This is a genomic window from Acinetobacter sp. SM34 (genome assembly GCF_022012365.1).
In the GTDB taxonomy this organism is placed as follows: Bacteria; Pseudomonadota; Gammaproteobacteria; order Pseudomonadales; family Moraxellaceae; genus Acinetobacter.
Genome location: NZ_JAKLTP010000004.1, coordinates 113,463 through 133,752, shown reverse-complemented (window position 1 = coordinate 133,752; position 20,290 = coordinate 113,463). Strand labels below are relative to the sequence as shown.

At 42.4% G+C, this 20,290-nt stretch carries 17 protein-coding genes; 12 read left to right on the top strand and 5 right to left on the bottom strand.

Annotated features, from left to right (window positions below; genetic code table 11):
- Positions 1 to 15: 15 nt before the first annotated feature.
- From guaB to recJ, 4 genes are all read left to right on the top strand, one after another.
- Positions 16 to 1,482, top strand: a complete 1,467-nt coding sequence (guaB, locus tag LZZ98_RS05070) for an IMP dehydrogenase (protein WP_086174690.1) — start codon at positions 16 to 18, stop codon at positions 1,480 to 1,482.
- A gap of 125 nt (positions 1,483 to 1,607) precedes the next feature.
- On the top strand, positions 1,608 to 2,939 hold the full coding sequence (gene glmM / locus LZZ98_RS05065; protein ID WP_237786923.1) for a phosphoglucosamine mutase: 1,332 nt from the start codon (positions 1,608 to 1,610) through the stop codon (positions 2,937 to 2,939).
- A 9-nt stretch (positions 2,940 to 2,948) separates the two neighbouring features.
- The gene (pdxH, locus tag LZZ98_RS05060; protein WP_237786922.1) at positions 2,949 to 3,605 is read left to right on the top strand and encodes a pyridoxamine 5'-phosphate oxidase; all 657 of its coding nucleotides are present in this window, start codon (positions 2,949 to 2,951) and stop codon (positions 3,603 to 3,605) included.
- Entirely contained in the window at positions 3,605 to 5,308 is a 1,704-nt protein-coding gene (gene recJ, locus LZZ98_RS05055; RefSeq protein WP_237787003.1) for a single-stranded-DNA-specific exonuclease RecJ, read from the top strand. The genes pdxH and recJ overlap by 1 nt, the downstream gene beginning before the upstream one ends.
- A gap of 43 nt (positions 5,309 to 5,351) precedes the next feature.
- Here recJ and LZZ98_RS05050 read toward each other — a convergent pair whose 3' ends face one another.
- The 3 genes from LZZ98_RS05050 to LZZ98_RS05040 all read right to left on the bottom strand — a co-directional run bounded on the left by LZZ98_RS05050 (position 5,352) and on the right by LZZ98_RS05040 (position 7,820).
- Positions 5,352 to 6,185: a putative porin gene (locus tag LZZ98_RS05050; RefSeq protein ID WP_237786921.1), complete on the bottom strand. Its 834-nt coding sequence runs from the start codon at positions 6,183 to 6,185 to the stop codon at positions 5,352 to 5,354.
- A gap of 170 nt (positions 6,186 to 6,355) precedes the next feature.
- A complete protein-coding gene (locus LZZ98_RS05045; RefSeq protein WP_237786920.1) occupies positions 6,356 to 7,144 on the bottom strand; it encodes a putative porin in 789 nt (262 codons plus the stop codon).
- A gap of 322 nt (positions 7,145 to 7,466) precedes the next feature.
- A complete protein-coding gene (locus LZZ98_RS05040; RefSeq protein WP_237786919.1) occupies positions 7,467 to 7,820 on the bottom strand; it encodes a putative porin in 354 nt (117 codons plus the stop codon).
- 391 nt (positions 7,821 to 8,211) lie between these two features.
- Between LZZ98_RS05040 and prfB the strand changes: the two genes are divergently transcribed.
- From prfB to LZZ98_RS05015, 5 genes are all read left to right on the top strand, one after another.
- Positions 8,212 to 9,307 (top strand): peptide chain release factor 2 gene (prfB, locus tag LZZ98_RS05035; protein ID WP_237786918.1). Its coding sequence is split into 2 segments (ribosomal slippage): positions 8,212 to 8,283 and positions 8,285 to 9,307, totalling 1,095 coding nucleotides; the frame shifts between segments, so codons are not numbered across the junction.
- 233 nt (positions 9,308 to 9,540) lie between these two features.
- Positions 9,541 to 9,843, top strand: a complete 303-nt coding sequence (locus tag LZZ98_RS05030; protein ID WP_086174683.1) for an ArsR/SmtB family transcription factor — start codon at positions 9,541 to 9,543, stop codon at positions 9,841 to 9,843.
- Positions 9,844 to 9,882: 39 nt separating this feature from the next.
- A complete protein-coding gene (locus LZZ98_RS05025) occupies positions 9,883 to 10,959 on the top strand; it encodes an alkene reductase (RefSeq protein ID WP_237786917.1) in 1,077 nt (358 codons plus the stop codon).
- A 110-nt stretch (positions 10,960 to 11,069) separates the two neighbouring features.
- Complete coding sequence (locus tag LZZ98_RS05020; RefSeq protein WP_237786916.1) at positions 11,070 to 12,350, top strand: 3-deoxy-D-manno-octulosonic acid transferase; 1,281 nt, start codon at positions 11,070 to 11,072, stop codon at positions 12,348 to 12,350.
- A 218-nt stretch (positions 12,351 to 12,568) separates the two neighbouring features.
- On the top strand, positions 12,569 to 13,282 hold the full coding sequence (locus LZZ98_RS05015) for a 16S rRNA (uracil(1498)-N(3))-methyltransferase (RefSeq protein ID WP_237786915.1): 714 nt from the start codon (positions 12,569 to 12,571) through the stop codon (positions 13,280 to 13,282).
- Here LZZ98_RS05015 and LZZ98_RS05010 read toward each other — a convergent pair.
- Both LZZ98_RS05010 and LZZ98_RS05005 read right to left on the bottom strand, forming a co-directional pair.
- Positions 13,265 to 14,242 (bottom strand): mechanosensitive ion channel family protein, encoded by a 978-nt coding sequence (locus tag LZZ98_RS05010; protein ID WP_237786914.1) that lies wholly within the window; start codon positions 14,240 to 14,242, stop codon positions 13,265 to 13,267. The genes LZZ98_RS05015 and LZZ98_RS05010 overlap by 18 nt on opposite strands.
- Positions 14,243 to 14,352: 110 nt before the next feature.
- Positions 14,353 to 14,934, bottom strand: coding sequence for a DUF805 domain-containing protein (locus LZZ98_RS05005; RefSeq protein ID WP_237786913.1), 582 nt, complete (start codon positions 14,932 to 14,934; stop codon positions 14,353 to 14,355).
- A gap of 292 nt (positions 14,935 to 15,226) precedes the next feature.
- On the opposite strand from LZZ98_RS05005, the gene acs reads away from it, so the two are divergent.
- From acs to LZZ98_RS04990, 3 genes are all read left to right on the top strand, one after another.
- Entirely contained in the window at positions 15,227 to 17,170 is a 1,944-nt protein-coding gene (gene acs / locus LZZ98_RS05000; protein ID WP_237786912.1) for an acetate--CoA ligase, read from the top strand.
- Between the two features lie 130 nt (positions 17,171 to 17,300).
- Positions 17,301 to 18,482, top strand: a complete 1,182-nt coding sequence (locus tag LZZ98_RS04995; protein ID WP_237786911.1) for an acyl-CoA dehydrogenase family protein — start codon at positions 17,301 to 17,303, stop codon at positions 18,480 to 18,482.
- Positions 18,483 to 18,828: 346 nt separating this feature from the next.
- Entirely contained in the window at positions 18,829 to 20,226 is a 1,398-nt protein-coding gene (locus LZZ98_RS04990; protein WP_237786910.1) for a hypothetical protein, read from the top strand.
- The last annotated feature ends 64 nt before the right edge of the window (positions 20,227 to 20,290 follow it).

The window sequence follows — 20,290 nt, the reverse complement described above, 5'->3', positions numbered from 1 at the left end:
ACCAGTGAGACTGTTATGTTGACCATCGTTCAAGAAGCTCTAACCTTCGATGATGTCTTATTACTCCCTGCCTACTCAACTGTTCTCCCAAAAGATGTCTCCTTAAAGACACGCCTTACTCGTGGCATTAACCTGAATATTCCTCTTGTGTCAGCAGCTATGGATACGGTAACTGAATCCCGTATGGCAATTGCAATGGCACAAAATGGCGGTATTGGTATCTTGCACAAAAACATGGATATTGCTGCACAAGCTGCAGAAGTACGCCGTGTGAAAAAATTTGAAGCAGGTATGGTGAAAGATCCTATCACCGTAACGCCAGAAACCACTGTTCGTGAACTGATTGCAATCACTCAAGCCAACAACATCAGCGGTGTACCTGTTGTTAAAGATGGCAAAGTAGTCGGTATTGTGACAGGTCGTGATACACGTTTCGAAACCAATCTGGAACAACCTGTTAGCAACATCATGACAGGTCAAGATCGTCTCGTGACTGTTCGCGAAAACGAATCAAAAGAAAATATCCAAGCACTTCTTCAAAAAAATCGTATTGAGAAAGTATTGGTAGTGGGTGACAATAACGAACTTAAAGGTTTGATTACAGTCACTGATTTCCGTAAAGCGGAACTTTATCCAAACAGCTGTAAAGATGATCTTGGTCGTTTACGTGTCGGTGCCGCAGTCGGTACGGGTGTAGAAACGCCAAGCCGTGTTGAAGCACTGGTTGAAGCAGGTGTAGATGCCATTGTTGTGGATACAGCACATGGTCACTCTGCAGGCGTGATTGAGCGCGTACGTTGGGTCAAAGCCAACTATCCGCAAGTTCAGGTGATTGGCGGTAACATTGCGACTGGTGATGCTGCTCTTGCACTTCTTGATGCAGGCGCGGATGCGGTGAAAGTGGGTATCGGTCCTGGTTCAATTTGTACAACGCGTATTGTTGCTGGTATTGGTATGCCGCAAATCTCTGCAATCGACAGCGTTGCCAATGCATTGAAAGAACAAATTCCATTGATCGCAGATGGTGGCATTCGTTTCTCTGGTGATATGGCCAAAGCAATTGGTGCGGGTGCAAGCACAATCATGGTCGGTTCATTGATGGCTGGTACTGAAGAAGCACCAGGTGAAGTGGAATTCTTCCAGGGTCGTTATTACAAAGCTTACCGTGGTATGGGTTCATTGGGTGCAATGGCAGGTGCAACAGGTTCTGCTGACCGTTATTTCCAAGACTCTAAAGCTGGCGCTGAAAAATTAGTTCCAGAGGGTATTGAAGGTCGCGTACCTTACAAAGGCCCTATGGGTAACATTGTGCACCAGATGATGGGTGGCCTGCGTTCTTCTATGGGTTATACCGGTTCTGCAACCGTGAACGATCTTCGTCAAAATGCCAAGTTTGTGAAAATCACAGCGGCAGGTATGTCTGAATCGCATGTGCATGACGTGACTATTACTAAAGAAGCACCTAACTACCGTGTTGGTTGATTTTTAGTAATCAAATTCAGGAAAAGCCGTCATTTATATGACGGCTTTTTTGATTTTGGTGTAAAGTAATTAAGACTAAAATTGGATGATCAATCCCATCTACATGTATAAGAAGTGAGTAAAGAATGAGTTATTTTGGTACAGATGGCATCCGCGGAAAGTTCGGGGAACTTCCAATTACACCTGAATTTGCACTCAAGCTTGGGTTTGCTGCGGGCAAAGTATTAAAACAATATAGCAATAAAAATAAACCCATCGTTGTTCTAGGCAAAGATACCCGTTTATCGGGCTATATTCTAGAATCTGCATTACAGGCAGGTTTAAATGCGGCGGGCGTGTATGTGCATTTGCTTGGCCCGTTACCCACTCCTGCAATTGCGCATTTAACCCGTGCTTTACATGCCAGCCTGGGAATCGTGATTTCAGCTTCGCACAATCCTTATTTTGATAATGGAATCAAGTTCTTCTCTAGCGAAGGCAAGAAACTTCCCGATGAGATTCAAGATGCGATTAACCAGGAACTGGAAAATGAGTTAAAAATTGAAGATACCGCAAACCTGGGTAAAAGTGTGCGTGTTAAAGATGCCAATGGCCGTTACATTGAATTCTGTAAATCTACCTTTCCATACCATTTTGATCTCAGTAATTTAAAAATTGTGGTGGACTGTGCCAATGGTGCTGCCTATAACGTGGGACCATCGGTATTTAAAGAACTGGGTGCCAAAGTTGTGGCACTGTATAATGAACCAGATGGCTTAAACATCAATCAGGACTGCGGTTCAACCCATCCGGAAAACCTGCAAAAGGCAGTGCTTGAACATCAGGCAGATTTGGGTATTGCCTTTGATGGTGATGCAGACCGCGTGATTATGGTGGATAAAAACGGTGAGCAAATCACTGGCGACCATATCCTGTATATTTTGGCTACTCAGGGCAAGCGCAAACCTGCAGGTATTGTGGGTACGGTCATGAGCAATATGGCGCTTGAACTGGCTTTGGAAAAAGCGCAAGTTCCATTTGTGCGTGCCAAAGTAGGTGACCGTTATGTCTTGCAAGCTTTGGACGAAAATGGCTGGGTGATTGGTGGTGAACCTTCCGGGCATATTCTGACTTTAGATAAGAGCACCACAGGTGATGCCATTATTGCGGCATTACAAGTATTGACCGTGATGGTCGAGCAACAAAAAGCCCTGCATGAATTGGTTGAAGGTTTTACCCTATTACCGAATGTATTGGTGAATGTGCGTCTGGCGGAAATGTTTGACCCGTACTCTGTGCCGGCATTGGTGGCTGAATTTGATCAGGCAGCAGAACAATTGAAGGGCCGTGGTCGTTTACTGATCCGTAAATCAGGAACAGAGCCGGTCATTCGAGTGATGGTTGAAGGTGACAATCTTCAGGAAGTAACCGATTTGGCCAATCAGCTTGCAGATCGTGTACGCTCTAACGCAGCATAAGGGAACAATATGAATGATCTGATTAAAGACTTAAGCGAACTGCGCTTAAGTTACCAAAAAGGGGAATTACACGAAACTCATGCGGCTGAAAACCCGCATGAGCAATTCTTGAATTGGTTTAACCATGCTTTAGAAGCGAAACTGCATGAACCCTATGCCATGTCATTGGCAACTGCGAGTGCACAAGGCCGTCCGCATGTGCGTACCCTATTATTACGTGGTGCGACTGAAGCAGGTTATGATTTTTATACCAATTACGACAGCCAAAAAGGCCAGGATTTGGCAGAAAATCCTTATGCCGAATTGCTGTTCTATTGGCCGGAGCAAGAGCGCCAAATCCGTGTGGGTGGTCGGGTTGAGAAAATCTCTTTAGAAGAATCGACCGATTACTATCATAAACGCCCACGCGATAGCCAGATTGCAGCGCATATCAGTACGCCACAAAGCGGAGTGATTGCCAGCCGGGAAGAATTACAGTCACGTTTTCAAATTTTGCAAAATCAGGTCAATGACAAAGCTGTTCTGGCTAAACCGGTATTCTGGGGCGGCTATCGCTTGACGCCAGATTATTATGAATTCTGGCAAGGTCGTCCAAACCGTTTACATGACCGCTTGTGTTATGAAAGAATCGACGGTAAGTGGAAATTACAACGACTCATGCCTTAATGCCAAAAACACTGATTCAGCAAAGACCGTTTATTACACGCCCTGAAAATTTTCAGGGCGTGTCGCCGTTTATTGCGCAAATTTTGGCGCGTCGCGGTGTGCAATCAGAACAAGAACTTGAACTGAAACTGAAGCATCTTTTAGCACCGACCATCAAAGGTTTGGATGCAGCCATTCAGTTGATGGATCAGGCGATTGATCAGCAAAAGAAAATTGTGATTGTGGGAGATTATGATGCCGATGGTGCCACCAGTACCGCATTAATGATTCTAGCGCTGCGCGATATGGGGGCTGATGTTCAGTATCTGGTGCCGGACCGTTTTAAATATGGCTATGGTTTAACACCAGCCATTGCCGATTTGGCTTTTACAAGTTTTCAGCCAGATTTACTGGTTACGGTAGATAATGGCATTTCCAGTCATGCCGGGGTAGAACAGGCTCAAGCACATGGCATGCAGGTGATTATTACCGATCATCACTTAACCACCAAAGAAACCCCTAAAGCAGAAGCGGTGGTCAATCCGAATCAGTTGGGCTGTGAATTTCCCAGCAAAGCTCTGGCTGGAGTAGGGGTGGCATTTTACCTGCTTGCCAATTTGTCCAGTTATCGCAGTCAATTAGGCAAGTCCACTGCAAAAGTTGCCCAGTATCTAGATCTGGTTGCACTTGGGACTTATGCTGATGTCGCAAGCCTGGATTATAACAATCGCATTTTGGTCGATGCTGGGGTAAAGCGTATTCAGCAAAATCAGTGTCGTGCAGGGATTAGTGCATTACTGGATATTGCCGGACGTGATCCTGCCTCTTTAAAGGCTCAAGATCTGGGTTTCGTGCTTGGTCCACGTATTAATGCGGCCGGACGTATGGAAACCATGGATATCGGTATTGAGTGTCTGCTGGCTGCCGATCTGCAAACAGCCTATCCCTTAGCTCAGCAATTAAATCAGTTGAACACTGAGCGCCGTCAGGTCGAGATTCAGATGAAGCAGGAGGCGCTGTCTGAACTGATCCAGCTTGAGCTAGATCAAGAGCATTTGCCTGCTGCGTTAATTTTATTTGAACCGCATTGGCATCAGGGTGTAATTGGTATTGTGGCTGGTCGCCTGAAAGAACAGTTTCACCGTCCCAGTATCGTTTTTGCGGCAGATGAAGATGGCATTCATATTAAAGGCTCGGCACGTTCTATAGAAGGCGTGCATATACGCGATGCTATTGAAATGATTGCCGAACAGTATCCGCATTTGGTCAGTCATTTTGGCGGACATGCCGCTGCGGCGGGTTTGACCATTGAAAAACAGCATTTTGATGAATTTAAGCAGGTGTTTGAAGCGTTGATCTCCAATATGGATGAGTCGCTTTTTCATGCCACTTTATGGACCGATGGTGAATTACCGACTGAACATTTTCACATTGAAACAGTCGATTTTTTGCAAAACTTAACCCCTTGGGGACAAAAATTCCCATCACCGATTTTTGAAGGGGTGTTTAAAATTCTAGATTATCGCTGGCTGAAAGAAATGCATTTAAAGTTGCGTCTGGCTTTGCAAAATGGTCAAATTGTAGAAGCAATCGCATTTAATGCGCGAGACAAATTTGAATTTGATGCCATGCAGGGCAGTGTACGACTGGTCTATGAAATTGATAAAAATGAATTCAATGGCAACGTCAGCTTACAACTACGCGTGATCCATTTGGAGCAATAAAGAAACCGCTCAATTGAGCGGTTTTTGTTTTTAATCTTAAAGCTTAGAAGCGGAAAGTACCGTTGATTCCAAAAGAGTCTGCACCATCAGTTGTAGTGTAATTAATACCTGCAGCAATGACTGGAGTAAAGAATTTCTGACCACGAATACTGAAAATGGTATCTGAATCTTCAATAGTTGAGTCAGCCAAGGAAATACCAACGCTAAGTGTAGGATCGAGGTAAAGGTCTGCACCTAGACGATATGTAGTTTCATCTCCAAAATATGTTGCTCCCTCAAAATTGGTAAAATGATTGCCAATTTGAGTGACGTATTTTGCGCGCAAAGTCACAGCAGTCTCATCTGCTACAGAGGCTATATTGGTAAAAGTGTCTATGAAACCATTTTTTGAAACATATACCGGATCAATGTTTTCTTTAGAAATACCCGCAGCAATAAGTAGTCCATCTACAGGAAGATAGCCAGCTTCTAATGCATAGCCCACGTTATCATCTGAAGCTTTGCCAAAAGCTGTTTCAACAGTCACTTCAGCACGATTTAAGCTTCCAGAAACATAAAACTGTGAGTTAGGAATAAAAAACTCACCGTTTACCCCAACAGTATCGATTTCTAAGTCTGCAAAATCCTCATCAGTACTGGCATTGGCATAGCCAAGACCGATATTGCTTGCTTTGCTTAAAAAAGCTGCTTCTGCAAGTGGACCATTTTTAGCATTTACACCATTTAGATAATATTTGCCACTGATCGCAAATGTATCGAGATCTCCGCTGTCATCGATATCGGTATTTTCATAGCTCCCATTAATTTCAGCTTGGTAAGCGTGAGCAGTTCCCAGACCAGCAAGAAGTGCTGTAGCAAGAGCAATTTTTTTAAGCATTTAGATTTCTCTCTTTGTTATAAAATATGATTTTTATATTACAATTGTAACGAATTGTATATTAAATAATCGCACAGTCAATCTGCATTTTCTACCTAAATGCTTAATTTGAGGGCAAAAAAATAGCCCATCCGAAGATGGGCCATTTATGAAAACTGGTGAAGAAATGCTTAGAAGCGGTATTTGGCAGCTACACCGAATGAGTTGTAGTCGTTATTACCCACTTCACCGAAACCAACTCGACCTTCAAGACTTACTTGCTCAGTAAAGAATTTACGAGCATTAATGCCAAATTCACTTTGATCAGTTAAGTCATTGTTGTGGTAGTCAGCACCAACACTGAGTGTTTTATCAATGAAGTAATCGGCAGCAAGATTGTATTCATCTAGATCACCAAATGCAGCACCAGCTTCTAGGTTGATGTCTTTACCATTACTTAAGGTAGTTACATATTTGGCACGAACTGTAGGATCTACACCATCATCATTGTCGTTGTCATAACCTTTCACACCAGCGGCAATCAATAGGCCTGGAGCGGGAAGGTAACCGACTTCAGCTGAATAATAAGTGGTATCAAAATCATATTTTTGACCCAGTATGTTGAAACGTTCTGCTTCATTTTTACTGATGTTACCGCTTAAATAAAAGTCAGAATTTGGTACGAAAACTTCAGCACCAACACCATAGGTATTGTTATCTAGGTCACCACGGTCAGCAAATGTTGCGTGCGCATTAACGTTGCTGGCACGGTCAAGGAATGCTGCTTCTGCAAGTGGCGCATTACGAGTTTGTACGGGGTTGAAGTAATAAGTACCATCTACACCAAAAGCACTACCTGAGCTACCATTATCAGGGTCAATATAAGCTGCTGCTGCGCCTACTTCGGCTTGGTATGCATTTGCTGTACCTGTAATTGCTAGAGCAGAAAGAAGTGCTGAAGCAATGGCTAATTTTTTCATGGATACTACCCCTCAAATTTGTGGTTAAAATTAATACATTTTTTGTTACAACTTTTAGTCTAGAGTAAAATGAAGGCAGGTCAATCCTTGCAAGGTTACTCAAATGTTGCTAACGTAATCTTATGTAATTTAATAATGTTAAATATTTGAAAAATATATAATTATTAAAATGTTTTGTTTTATTAAAATTATGGAGAGTTAATGGATTTATGTGAATTTTTAATAAAATTTTAAGTATTTTGTAACATAATAATGAGTTAACCATAAAAGCATCCTCAATTTAGCGTGCTTTTAAGTATTCATTTTAGTGCTTTTTTTTCAATTAAAAACGATAAGTTACATTGATAGTAAATGCTTGAACATCATCACCAAAACCAACTTCGCTACCCACTGCAAAGTTAGAATTAATGAAATATTTAGAACGAATCGAGAAGAAATCCACGTCATCTTCGCCATCATCTTGAATATTATAAGCTGCCCCTACGCTGAAAGCTTGGTCGAAATAGTAGTCTGCGCCAAGTGTCAAACTATCTGTATCGCCAAATGCACTGTCAGCTTCCAGATTTAAAAATTGACCTTGATCCATTGACTCTACATATTTTGCACGTACTGCGAAGCGGTTGTCTTCCAAGTCAGCATCGTCTTGATAGCCGTCAATACCTGCAGCGAATGGCACATTAGATCAAGGCATATAACCGAAAGAGGTGCATTTTTAGTAGAAACAGGATTGAAGTAAAAAATGCCTTTTAGCTCAAATTGATTGTCTATATCGGTAAAATTATCATCATGATCAGTGTAAGTGAACCCACCATTTAATTGAGCATTATAAGCAAAACTTGAAGAAGCAATTGCAGCAAGACCGAGCGCTAATAGTGTGCGGTGCGTAAAAACCCCAAAGGTTATTGTTGTTAAAAAATTGTAATAATGCTTAAAAAACATGCACATTTTTAATAAAAAAGACATTTTGTTTAACTGTTAGTACGCATAAGCCCTCTAAAATTGCATCGACGCTCTGTGTTATAATCGACGGCTATTTAAGCCTAATATTCTGATTGAGAGTAATTCACGTGGAAATTAATCCTTATCTAAACCAATTAAAAGACTTAAACGACCGTGGTCAAACACTACGGGGGTATCTTTGACTACGATCTGAAAAAAGAGCGTTTAGAAGAGGTTCTCCGCGAGTTAGAAGATCCAGCAATCTGGAATGATCAAAGTCGTGCGCAAGCGATGGCCAAAGAAAAAGGCGAGCTTGAAAACGTATTAAATGTGCTTGAAGGTTTATCAACACAGCTTGAAGATGCGCAAGCGTTGCTTGATTTAGCGGTTGAAGCAGACGACGAAAGCTTGCTTGAAGATGTACAAGCAGAATTAGATGCGTCTGAAGCTGAACTGGCAAAACTTGAATTCCGTCGTATGTTCAGTAATCCGATGGATCCGAACCCATGTTATGTGGAAATTCAGGCCGGTTCCGGTGGTACAGAAGCACAAGACTGGGCTTCAATGCTACTTCGTATGTATATGCGCTGGATTGAACGTCACGGCTTTAAAGCAGAATTGATGGAAGAGTCTGACGGTGATGTTGCGGGGATAAAATCGGCAACAATCCGCGTTGAAGGTGAGTATGCCTATGGCTGGTTACGTACCGAATCAGGTGTCCACCGTTTAGTGCGTAAATCGCCATTTGACTCGGGTAACCGTCGTCATACTTCATTCTCGGCTGTGTTTGTTTCACCTGAAATTGATGACAACATCGAAATTGATATCAATCCTGCAGATGTCCGTACCGATACTTATCGTGCATCGGGTGCCGGTGGTCAGCATATTAACAAAACCGATTCTGCGGTGCGTTTAACCCATGCACCAACAGGTATTGTAGTGGCATGTCAGAACCAGCGTTCACAACATGCTAACCGTGATCATGCCTGGAAACAGTTACGTGCCAAACTCTATGAATTAGAGATGAAAAAACGTACTGATGCTGCGCAGGCACTGGAAGATACCAAGTCTGATATCGGTTGGGGCAGCCAGATTCGTTCATACGTACTGGATGATTCACGTATTAAAGACTTGCGTACTAGTGTAGAAAGCTCGAACACCGGCGCAGTCCTTGATGGTGATCTGGATAAATTTATTGAAGCCAGTTTAAAACAGGGTTTATAAGTTTATTGCTAAAAAAACAGAGGCCGGTCCTCTGTTTTTTTAGCTTTAAAATGGGGTGAGTTGAGTTCCTCCGACCCGTTGATCAGACAATGTTAGAATAGAGTGAATTTGTACAAGATTGCAGCAATTTACAAAATGAATATACAATATCGATAAATTTCGATATTAATATCGCATAAATTCGATATAATGATTCTAGGTAAGGTGCTGATCATGAACATGAGTGAAATGAGATGGACACAGAAGCAATTTATAAAGCCTTAGCCAACCCGATTAGACGTCAGATTCTGCAATGTTTAAAAGAACCTGAACGTTATATTTCTGCTGAAGAATGTGGAACTGATTTTAGTCGTGGCGTGTGCGCAGGGCAGATGGAAAAAATTGCCGATATCTCTCAATCAACCATGTCCAATCATTTATCGGTGCTGCAACAGGCAGGGCTGATTCATGTCACTAAATATGGGCAATGGTCTTATTTCTCGCGTAATGAAGCACTGATCGAAGAGTTTTTACAACATTTACAGCATGCGCTTTAGACTTTAATCAGTCCGTGCAAGCTGTAAGAGGATTGCTGGATGACAGATTTTTCAACACCGATTCAATTTGGTGAACTTAAACTTAAAAACAGCGTGGTGATGGCACCATTAACACGTAGCCGTGCCACATCAGACCGTGTACCTACACCAATGATGGCTGAATACTATGCGCAACGTGCGAGTGCAGGTTTAATCATCTCTGAAGCAACCGTGATTTCAGAAGAAGCCAACGGTTATGAAAAAACCCCGGGTTTATTTACTGATGCGCAAGTAGAAGGCTGGAAACTGGTTACAGATGCTGTGCATGCCAAAGACGGTTTGATTGTGGCGCAATTGTGGCATGTCGGTCGTGTATCGCACCCGGATCTGTTAAATGGTGCAACACCAGTTTCAGCCAGTAATGTGCAGCAAGCCGGTTATGTCAGTCTATTGCGTCCAAAACGTGAATATGTGGTGCCTCGTCCACTGGAAATTTCAGAAATTCAAGCGATTACTGAGCAATATAAACAGTCTGCCATTCGTGCCAAAGCTGCCGGTTTTGATGGCGTTGAACTGCATGCAGCCAACGGTTATTTGATTGACCAGTTTTTACAAAGCAAAACCAATCTGCGTGAAGATGAATACGGCGGTTCAGTTGAAAACCGTGCCCGCTTCTTATTGGAAGTGGTCGATGCGCTGATTGAAGTGTGGGGCGCAGGCCGTGTCGGTGTACATTTGGCACCACGTGGCGATGAACATGATATGGGCGATGCCAATGCGAAAGAAACCTTTGGTTATGTGCTAGAACAATTGGGACAGCGTAAAATTGCCTTCTTCTTTACCCGTGAATACTTGGCAGATGACAGCATCAGCCTGGATATGAAAGCACGTTCAAATGGTGTGCCGTATATTGCCAATATGCGTTTAAGCCGTGAAGATGCGCTTGAATTATTGGCATCGGGCAAAGCAGAAGCGGTGTCTTTTGGTAAGGATTATATTGCCAATCCTGACCTGTTTGAGCGTTTGGTGGAAGATGAACCCCTGAATGAATTGAAGTTTGAAAATATGATTGGTACCGATGTGGCAGAAGGTTATATCGATTATCCTTTCTTGAATAAACAGCTAGCCGAAAGCTAAGTTGATATATAAATAGAGCAGAATAAATTATTACACAGAGCAGAATTCATTAACATGTGGAGGCTGCTCTGTTATATTTTGCCGATTGAACATCATTTGAGGCAACTTGTTTGGCTACTCCTTTTTGGTACAACGCAGCATTATCAGTCATTAAACCATTGTATCAATGGCGGATCAAAAAACGTGCGTTGAATATGGAGCAATTGCAACAAGAATGCCTCGAGCGCTTTGGTCCTTTTCAGACGCCTAAAAATCTGCATGCGCTTTGGTTTCATGTGGTGTCGGTAGGTGAGACCAATGCTGCGCAGCCTTTAATTGAACATTATTTAAAATTAGGTCATCCCGTTTTAGTGACCAATACCACCAAGACCGGCCAAGCTCGTGCCAAGTCTCTGTTTTTAAAAGCCCCGTATGAGCATTTGTTTCAGGCCGTGTATTTACCTGCCGATCAGAAAAAACTAGTTCAGGCGTTTTATCAAAAATATCAGCCGAAATTACTGGCTTTGGTGGAAACTGAAATTTGGCCGAATTTAATTGATCAGGCGCAGCAATTTAAAGTGCCATGTTTACTGATTAATGCCCGTCTTTCGGAAAAATCCGCCAAAGGCTACAGCAAAGTTCAAGGGCTTAGCCAAGGCATGCTCAGTGGCTTAGACCAGTTACTGGCACAAGACCAAGCGACTTTAGAGCGCTTTATCCATTTAGGTTTATCTGCGAATAAAGGACAGGTGTTAGGAAGTATTAAATTTGATATTCATGCATCGGAAAGCTTTATTCAACAGGCTCAGCAACTCAAGCAAGACTGGAATTTAGCCCCACGTAAAATTATTACTATTGCCAGTACGCATGCGCCAGAAGAGCAAAAATTACTCGCCGCTTTACAGCCTTATTTAACCCAGCATCCCGAAATTGTGGTGATTGTGGTACCACGTCATCCGGAACGTTTTAATGAAGTGTTTCAGATTGCACAAGCATTGAATCTAGAGACTCAACGTCGCAGTTTAGGTGAATCCATTCAGCCTGATACGCAAGTCTATTTGGCCGATAGTATGGGCGAGATGTGGCTGTGGTATGCCCTTAGCCAAGTCTGTTTTGTTGGAGGATCGCTAAATGAGCCGGGTGGTGGGCATAATATTTTAGAACCGATTGCATTAAATGTGCCGACGGTTTTGGGTAAAAATTACTTTAACTTCCAAACCATTGTCGATGAATTTGTAACTGTAGACGGCGTTAAAGTTGTGGAGGATGCAGAGCAGGCGGTGAAAGTTTTGATGGAATTGTTAAATGACTACGGGGCTGCAGAACAGCTGAACCAGCAGGCACAGAAAATCATGTCGCAGAACAAAGGTTCTTTAGCAAAGCATATTGCAGTGATTGACCGGTATCTTTAAAAAGCCCTGTGTACATTACGTTGAAATTTATTTCGCGGAGGCGGCATGGATGCCGCCGTTAGGCTATGGTAAAGGGACTTACCATTAGCCTAACAAAGAGTTTTGCCTACTTTTGCTCTGTCAAAAGTAGGAATATGCCTACGCAAAGTAAAATAAAGTCATGAAATTTTAGGTGGCTGTGCAGGTGTCTTTGCTTTTAAGAGTTGAATTTATAACTTATGAATATTGTTCTTCTTGACCCCCGCCAAACTGAATCTGAAATCTGGACGATTAGTGCCAAACGTCAGCTTGAGCATTTACGCACGCATGTTGATATCCAAGTCGGAGACACGCTAAAAGTCGGGATTCGGGAAGGGCAACGCTATCTCACAGAAATTGTCGAAGTGACAGAACACGCCATAAAATTAAAACCCATTAAAGAAGAAATGGTTCCGGCAAAATTACCGGTCACTTTAATTGTCGCCATGCCGCGTCCAAAAGTGCTGCGCCGCCTGATTATGGATAGCGTCACGCTGGGTGTAGAGAAAATTATTCTATTGCATAGCTATCGGGTAGATAAAAGCTATTGGCAAACCCCATTTTTACAGCAGCTGGATCAATATATAACACTGGGTCTGGAACAGGCTGGCGATACCATTGCGCCAAAAATTGAAATCTATAAACGCTTTAAGCCTTTTGTAGAAGATGTGCTGCCAGGTTTAATTACTGCGGAATGTCCGGCTTATGTGGCCCATCCTTATGCAGACATCAAAATGCCGTTTGCGATTGATCATCCATGTAGCATTGTGATTGGGCCAGAAGGCGGTTTTATTCCCTATGAAGTGGATTTACTGATAAAAAACGGCTGCCAAGCGGTGAGCTTAGGCAACCGTATTATTCGAACCGAAACCGTAATTCCCTACGTACTCGGGCGCTTATTTAGCACGAGCTGATTCAGTCACTTCAGCATCATTACTCCCACGATACATTTTCACTTCCTGTACCGGGTAAGGAATAGAAATGTCGTGTTCAGCAAAACCTTGAATCACATGTTCCTGAACTTCACTGATGGAAGCAGCGGTAGTTGTTTCAGTGGTATCGACCCACCAGCGCACATTCAGGTTAATCGAGAAATCTGCCAAGGCATTCACGTTCACTGCAAAACCTGGTTGGCTCAAAATGGTTGGATCTTTGTCCAGAATACTCATGATAATGCTTTTGGCTTTCTGGATATCATCTTCATAGCCAATACCCACCACAAATTCACAGCGGCGACGCTGATAAGCGGTATTTACCGTGACTGCACTGGTATAAACCGTAGCGTTTGGAATCACGATACGGCGGCCATCCGGTGAGCGTAAAAATGTTGCACGAATCTGAATATCTTCTACCGTACCTTCCATGCCAGAGACAATGATATCATCACCAATCTGGAACGGTTCGCCCAGTAAAATCAAAATACCGGATAGCAGGTTCTGGAAGATGTCCTTGAATGCGAAACCGATCGCAACCGAACCAATCCCCAAGGCACTCATCAGCTGACCTGGAGTAAAGCCCGGGATGGAAATCACCATCGCAATCAAGAAACCAAAGAAGATAATGGCTGAACTACCGACCCGGTTGAGAACAAGGACCAGATTCTGTTTGGTATAGCTGCGGTCGGCCAAGGCTTTACGGACAAAAAATTTAAACAGTTTTGACAGTAAATAGAAAATGGTAAAAACCACCAGTGCAATACAGATGTAAGGTAAACGTTCCCAGAATGCCTCGACAAATTTATCGATGGTCGAGTAGGCGTCATTGTATTTTGCGGTATGTTCGAGCACGGTTTGTGCGGTTTTTTCGGTTGCTTCTTGCAAGAGTTGAGATGTGCCTTGAGTCACATCATTCAAGGCATTGTTTTGTTCAGCCACAGATATTCCGGATTATGATCATTGGCCGGTATTTTGCCTGAAACTCAGCAATAATTTAACCAGCAATATGCGGCATTCACTATAGTTTTGTGAGAAAACTGTCAGCCTGTTTAAAAGTATGCAGTACCTTTTTGAATCACTCCTTGTGGCATTTCCAGTTCACCGGCACCAAACCTATAAGACACGATGCTGCCTGAAGCCAAGAAACTTAACACAGTGATGATAATGATCAGCCAGGCGCATATTTTCTCCAAGACCGTTGTTTCACGCGGCAGGCCATAGTTGTTGATGCCTTTGCTGCCCGAACCCAAAAGCAGATACAGTCCCATAAAAATATTTACCAGTGGCAGCAAAAACAGCAAGATCAGCCAGCCACTACGGTTCAGGTCATGCAGGCGGCGTACCGTAATCACCATCAAGAAATAAACATACAGCACCAGTATCACCACAAAGCCTAGTCCAGCTATTCCGGTCAGAGTATTGACGAACTGATTGCTCATAGAGAGGGTATGCACATTAAAAATACCCAACGCCAGACTGAAGGCAATCGTGGCAAAAAAAGCAATTAAATGCACGAACCCATACCAGCCAATAGAACTCAAACGACCGAAACGCCCTTCTGGAGAAAGCGGATTATCTGCCTTGGCCGGTTGAGATCGGGAAAAAAAGGGGGACGATTCTTGCGGTTTCATACGCTTTTCCGGTTAAGATAGAGATAAGAAAATGATGTATTCTGCAAAGTTAGAACGGTATTTTCTGCTTAAATTATAAGATTAAATGAACAGATCAGATACGAATAAAACCATATTTTTGATTGAATATGATAAGGGGTATGTGTTTTAAATTGTATAAATAAACTACGACCAAAGCATGATTGAAGCGGTTGAAAAATAATCGCCATACTGTAAATACGCAGTCAATAAATAAAGCAATAACGCGGCATAACATCTCGTGATGAGATGAATAAGATCAAGGAAGTAAGCAATGAATGAAATCTATCCTGTACCAGAAGAATTTAAAAAAACCGCTCGCACCAATGAATCTGAATATTTCGAGCGTTATCAGAAATCCATCGAGCAGCCTGATGAATATTGGGCTGAACAGGCTAAAAAATTGGACTGGATTAAACCTTTTACCCAGGTCAAAAATACCAGTTTCGACAAGAACAATTTCAAGATTGAATGGTTCGCCGATGGACAGCTAAATTTGAGTGCCAACTGTCTAGACCGCCATTTAAAAGAACATCCACACAAGCCGGCCATTATTTGGGAAGGGGACCATCCTTCACGGCATAAAATTATTTCCTTTAAAGAACTGCATGATGAAACCTGCCGTTTTGCCAATGTTCTGAAAAAAAATGGAATTAAAAAAGGCGACCGGGTGGTGCTGTATATGCCGATGGTTTCTGAAGCCGCAATTGCGATGCTGGCCTGCGCCCGGATTGGCGCGGTGCATTGTGTGGTATTTGGCGGCTTTTCACCAGATTCTCTGGCCAGCCGGATTGAAGACAGTCAGGCCAAAATGGTGATTACCGCCGATTCCGGAATGCGCGGCGGTAAGCCGATTCTGCTCAAAGCCAATGTTGATGAAGCCTTGAAAATTGCCGGGACTGAATCGGTTGAACATGTGATTGTGGTACACCGTACCGGTAATCCGATTGAGCTGAAGGAAGGACGTGACCTGTGGTATCACATGGAAATCATGTCGGTGAATGAAATCTGCCCGCCTGAACCGATGAATGCCGAAGATCCGCTATTCATTCTGTATACCTCGGGTTCGACCGGCAAGCCTAAAGGAGTGTTGCATACGACTGGTGGCTATCTAACTTACGTGAACTCTACTTTCCGTGAAGTCTTCGATATCAAGCAGGATGATGTGTTCTGGTGTACTGCGGATGTGGGCTGGATTACCGGGCATTCCTATGTGATTTATGGCCCACTTTCCAATGGCACCACCACGGTGATGTTTGAAGGTGTACCGCAATATCCAACCTGGGCGCGTACCGGTCATATTGTCGATAAGCATAATGTTTCCATTCTCTATACCGCACCCACGGCGATTCGTGCCATGATGCGTGAAGGTGATGTCTTTGTCCGTGAAAGCGACCGTAGCAGCTTGCGCCTGATCGGTTCCGTAGGTGAACCCATCAATCCGGAAGCCTGGAACTGGTATTACACCGTGGTCGGTGAAAGCCGCTGTCCAATTGTCGATACCTGGTGGCAAACCGAAACGGGTGGAATCCTGATTTCACCTCTGCCGGGTGCCACAGATTTAAAACCGGGTTCTGCCACCCGACCATTGTTTGGCATACAACCCGCCATTGTGGATGCAGAAGGCAAGGAACTTGAAGGTGAAGCCGAAGGCAACCTGATCATTAAGGATTCCTGGCCGGGTCAGATGCGTACCATCTGGGGTGATCCTGAACGTTTTATCGAAGCCTATTTCTCGACTTATCCGGGGACGTATTTCACTGGAGATGGTGCCCGCCGTGACAAGGATGGCTATTACTGGATTACCGGACGTGTCGATGACGTACTGAATGTTTCCGGCCACCGTTTGGGTACAGCAGAAGTGGAAAGTGCCTTGGTGGCGCATGAGCATGTGGCTGAAGCGGCAGTGGTTGGTATGCCGCATGATATTAAAGGTCAGGGTATCTGTGCATTCGTCACCTTACAGGCAAATTTTGAGGAATCCGAAGAACTGCGTCATGAACTGATCAACTGGGTGCGTAAGGTATTAGGGCCTGTTGCTACCCCGGACGCCTTGCATTGGGCACCGGCTTTACCGAAAACCCGTTCCGGTAAAATCATGCGCCGTATTTTAAGAAAAATTGCCGCCAATGAACTGGATACTCTGGGAGATACCTCCACCTTGGCCGACCCACAGGTGGTGGACAACCTGATCGCGACGGTCTATCCTGATAAATAAGTCATTTATAAAAATACCGCCTCATTTTCAGACGGTATTTTTATTTTATGTATAAGCACAGCAGGCATTCAGATAAAGCAGCAAAACATCATCTGCTAAGCTAAAAATATAGCAATAATCAGATCATATTATGAATGCTTCATCTCCACTTTTAAATTCAAATCCATTACACATCGCTCAACAACTGGCGGAACAGTTTGCAACCACGGCTGCAGAACGCGACAAGCAAGGTGGAAATCCTAAATTTGAACGTGATTTAATCCGTCAAAGTGGTTTACTGGGACTTGCCATTCCAACCCAATATGGCGGTCAGGGCGCGGACTGGAAAACGGTATTTCAGACCATTCGAACCATTGCCCAGGTTGACAGTTCTCTGGCGCATGTTTATGGCTTTCATCATTTACTGATTGCGACGGTGCAACTGTTTTCACAGCCTGAACAGTATGGCAAATGGTTTGAGCAAACAGCCAAAGAAAATCTTTTTTGGGGCAATACCTTAAATCCGCTAGATCGTCGGACTACAGCAGAAAAAATTTCGGAAAACGAATACGTGTTTCATGGTGATAAAAGCTTTTGCTCGGGTTCGGTGGATTCCGACATCTTGCTATGCTCGGGCTATAACGATGAAGGCAAATTACTGATTGGCGTGATTCCTACTGCGCGCGAAGGGGTGAGTTTTTTAGGTGACTGGAACAATATGGGACAACGCCAGACTGATAGCGGCACCAGTCATTTTGAGCAGGTCAAAATCCAAAAAGATGAGTTATTGCTCAATCCGGGACCCCTGAGTACGCCGTATTCGAGTTTACGTCCGCTGATTGCGCAACTGATTTTTGTGCATCTGTTTTTAGGCGTGGCAGAAGGAGCTTTTGCAACTGCCAGACAAACCGTACAGAGCCAGAAAGCCTGGTCCAAATCTTTGGTGGAAAATGCGGTCAATGATCCGTTTACGCAAAAGCACTTTGCCGAATTTTATGTACAGCTGGAAGGCGTACGTTTACTGGCAGCTAAAGCGGTTCAGAGCTTACAGACGGCATGGGATCTAGGTAATGATCTCACTGCTGAACAGCGCGGTGAAGTGTCCATTGCCATTGCGACTGCCAAAATTGCCGCGACCAATACTTCGCTATATATCACACAAAATATTTTTCAGGTGATGGGTGCGCGTGCCACTACAGCCCAATTAAATCTGGACCGTTTTTGGCGCAATGTCCGTACCCAAACTTTGCATGATCCGGTGGATTATAAATATCAGGAAATTGGGGAGTGGGTGTTAACGGCTAAAGTTCCTGATCCGAGTTTTTATTCGTAATGAAATAAGAAAATGCCATTTTACGAAATGGAGGCCTTTTTTTACTTCTAGATTTAAAAATGAATTAAGAGCGTGGAACGTGAAAAATCACTTAAAAAAGCCTAATTTGTGAAAATTAGGCTTTTAATAAGATTTAAATTAATGATTTATATAAGAATAAAATTTGCATTTCGTATAAGGTGTATTATGTTAATTTTAGAGAAACTAAACTGATTCCGACTTAAAATAATAAAATCCATTCAAGAGAAAAATAATGCATAAAATGATAGTGGTCTCTTTATGTTTGGTTCTTCTCACAGGATGTTTCCAGCGAGAGAAACCTGTGCTTCCCAAAGAGGGAGATATTGTGACATGGAAGCAAAATGATCATTTGGTTGTTAAGGCTAAGTTAGGACCAAGGCGTATTCATATTCCAGATACACATTGTAAAAGATGTGAAGCAGAATTTTATCAACCAGAACATGAACAATATATTGGTCAGTTTCCAATAGATTATGTACCTGAAAAGTTTCCAAAAATTAGTGTAGTAGAAGCGGAAAGTCTGCCATTCCCTTATTCTAATGGACAACTTGAGTTTGATTTAATGCTCAATGGCTCAACTGCACATGCAACAGATCGAACGATAAATAGTGATCAAGGATTAGATCATCCAGATCAAGTAAAAGTTAGACTGCTAAATACAAGGCTTGATGGTAGAACAAGTGATGTAATTAATTACAGATTGAAAAATAAACCGAATGATTTTAATGCAGAAAATTCAAATAAGTATGGAATGCAGTGTTGGCGTAATCAATCAACAGATAGTTTACAATGCTATGGACAATCAAAACATAAAGTAGACGTGGGTGTTCTTTTTAAGAATATGGGTGGGGATCAAAGTAATTGGGTATTGGCAAAATCATGGGAGCCTTTATATGGGGGGATTACAATAGAGTGGAGTATAGATAAACGTAATTTGCATAGATGGAAAGAGGTGGATGCTGCAATATGGCGTCTGTTGGAGTCATGGAATGTTTCTCTAATATTCGGCCCAAAACCTGTATCTCAACCTTATAAGTCAAAACAAGGGAATTTAGTTATTTGGAGCATTTCATCTGATTTAACTATAAAAACAGTTGTAGGTGATAAAAAAAATATTGCACAAGGTACTGTTTTGACAAGTCCTTTTCTTGGGCAGTTTCCTATTAACTTTATTCCTAAAATAAAAACTCTAAATGAAGATGATACAATCGAAAACGTTGCAGATTTTGAACATCCTATGCAATTTAACTTGCTTTTGAATAATGCTAAAAATATAGAAATTAATAATTTTTATGATAAAAATCATCAAAATCAAGTAAAAGTACAACTACAAAATCGTAGTACACTTGATCCAACATATTTTAAATATAAAAAAACACCAAGAGAATGGATAAATTATTTTACATCACAGGAAGTTATCAAAGATAAAGATTTATTCACAAAATTTGACTTAGAGTGCTACTCACTTAAAAATTTAAAATCTCATATTTCTCGTTTTTATCATTGTATAGGGCATGCATCAGATCCATACCATTCTGAATTTTTAATGAAGATTCATCAACATGCTAGAAGTAAGCAAATTGTAGTGACTACAGAAGTTGAAACACCTCTCTATCCGAACGTAAGTATCGAATGGACAATGTCTTACGAATCATTAAAAGACTGGAAAACTGTAGATCAAAATATTTGGCGTTTATTAAAAGCTTGGAATGTTAAGAAATAAAGTAGCTATATCAATATTTAATAGAATTTAAGCTCATTTAACATAATGGTGGTTATACGAAATG

Excerpts from the sequence above, each read along its gene's own strand:
- guaB (WP_086174690.1), top strand. The coding sequence starts at position 16 with ATGTTGACCATCGTTCAAGAAGCTCTAACCTTCGATGATGTCTTATTA.
- glmM (WP_237786923.1), top strand. The coding sequence starts at position 1,608 with ATGAGTTATTTTGGTACAGATGGCATCCGCGGAAAGTTCGGGGAACTT.
- pdxH (WP_237786922.1), top strand. The coding sequence starts at position 2,949 with ATGAATGATCTGATTAAAGACTTAAGCGAACTGCGCTTAAGTTACCAA.
- recJ (WP_237787003.1), top strand. The coding sequence starts at position 3,605 with ATGCCAAAAACACTGATTCAGCAAAGACCGTTTATTACACGCCCTGAA.
- LZZ98_RS05050 (WP_237786921.1), bottom strand. The coding sequence starts at position 6,185 with ATGCTTAAAAAAATTGCTCTTGCTACAGCACTTCTTGCTGGTCTGGGA.
- LZZ98_RS05045 (WP_237786920.1), bottom strand. The coding sequence starts at position 7,144 with ATGAAAAAATTAGCCATTGCTTCAGCACTTCTTTCTGCTCTAGCAATT.
- LZZ98_RS05030 (WP_086174683.1), top strand. The coding sequence starts at position 9,541 with ATGGACACAGAAGCAATTTATAAAGCCTTAGCCAACCCGATTAGACGT.
- LZZ98_RS05025 (WP_237786917.1), top strand. The coding sequence starts at position 9,883 with ATGACAGATTTTTCAACACCGATTCAATTTGGTGAACTTAAACTTAAA.
- LZZ98_RS05015 (WP_237786915.1), top strand. The coding sequence starts at position 12,569 with ATGAATATTGTTCTTCTTGACCCCCGCCAAACTGAATCTGAAATCTGG.
- LZZ98_RS05005 (WP_237786913.1), bottom strand. The coding sequence starts at position 14,934 with ATGAAACCGCAAGAATCGTCCCCCTTTTTTTCCCGATCTCAACCGGCC.
- acs (WP_237786912.1), top strand. The coding sequence starts at position 15,227 with ATGAATGAAATCTATCCTGTACCAGAAGAATTTAAAAAAACCGCTCGC.
- LZZ98_RS04995 (WP_237786911.1), top strand. The coding sequence starts at position 17,301 with ATGAATGCTTCATCTCCACTTTTAAATTCAAATCCATTACACATCGCT.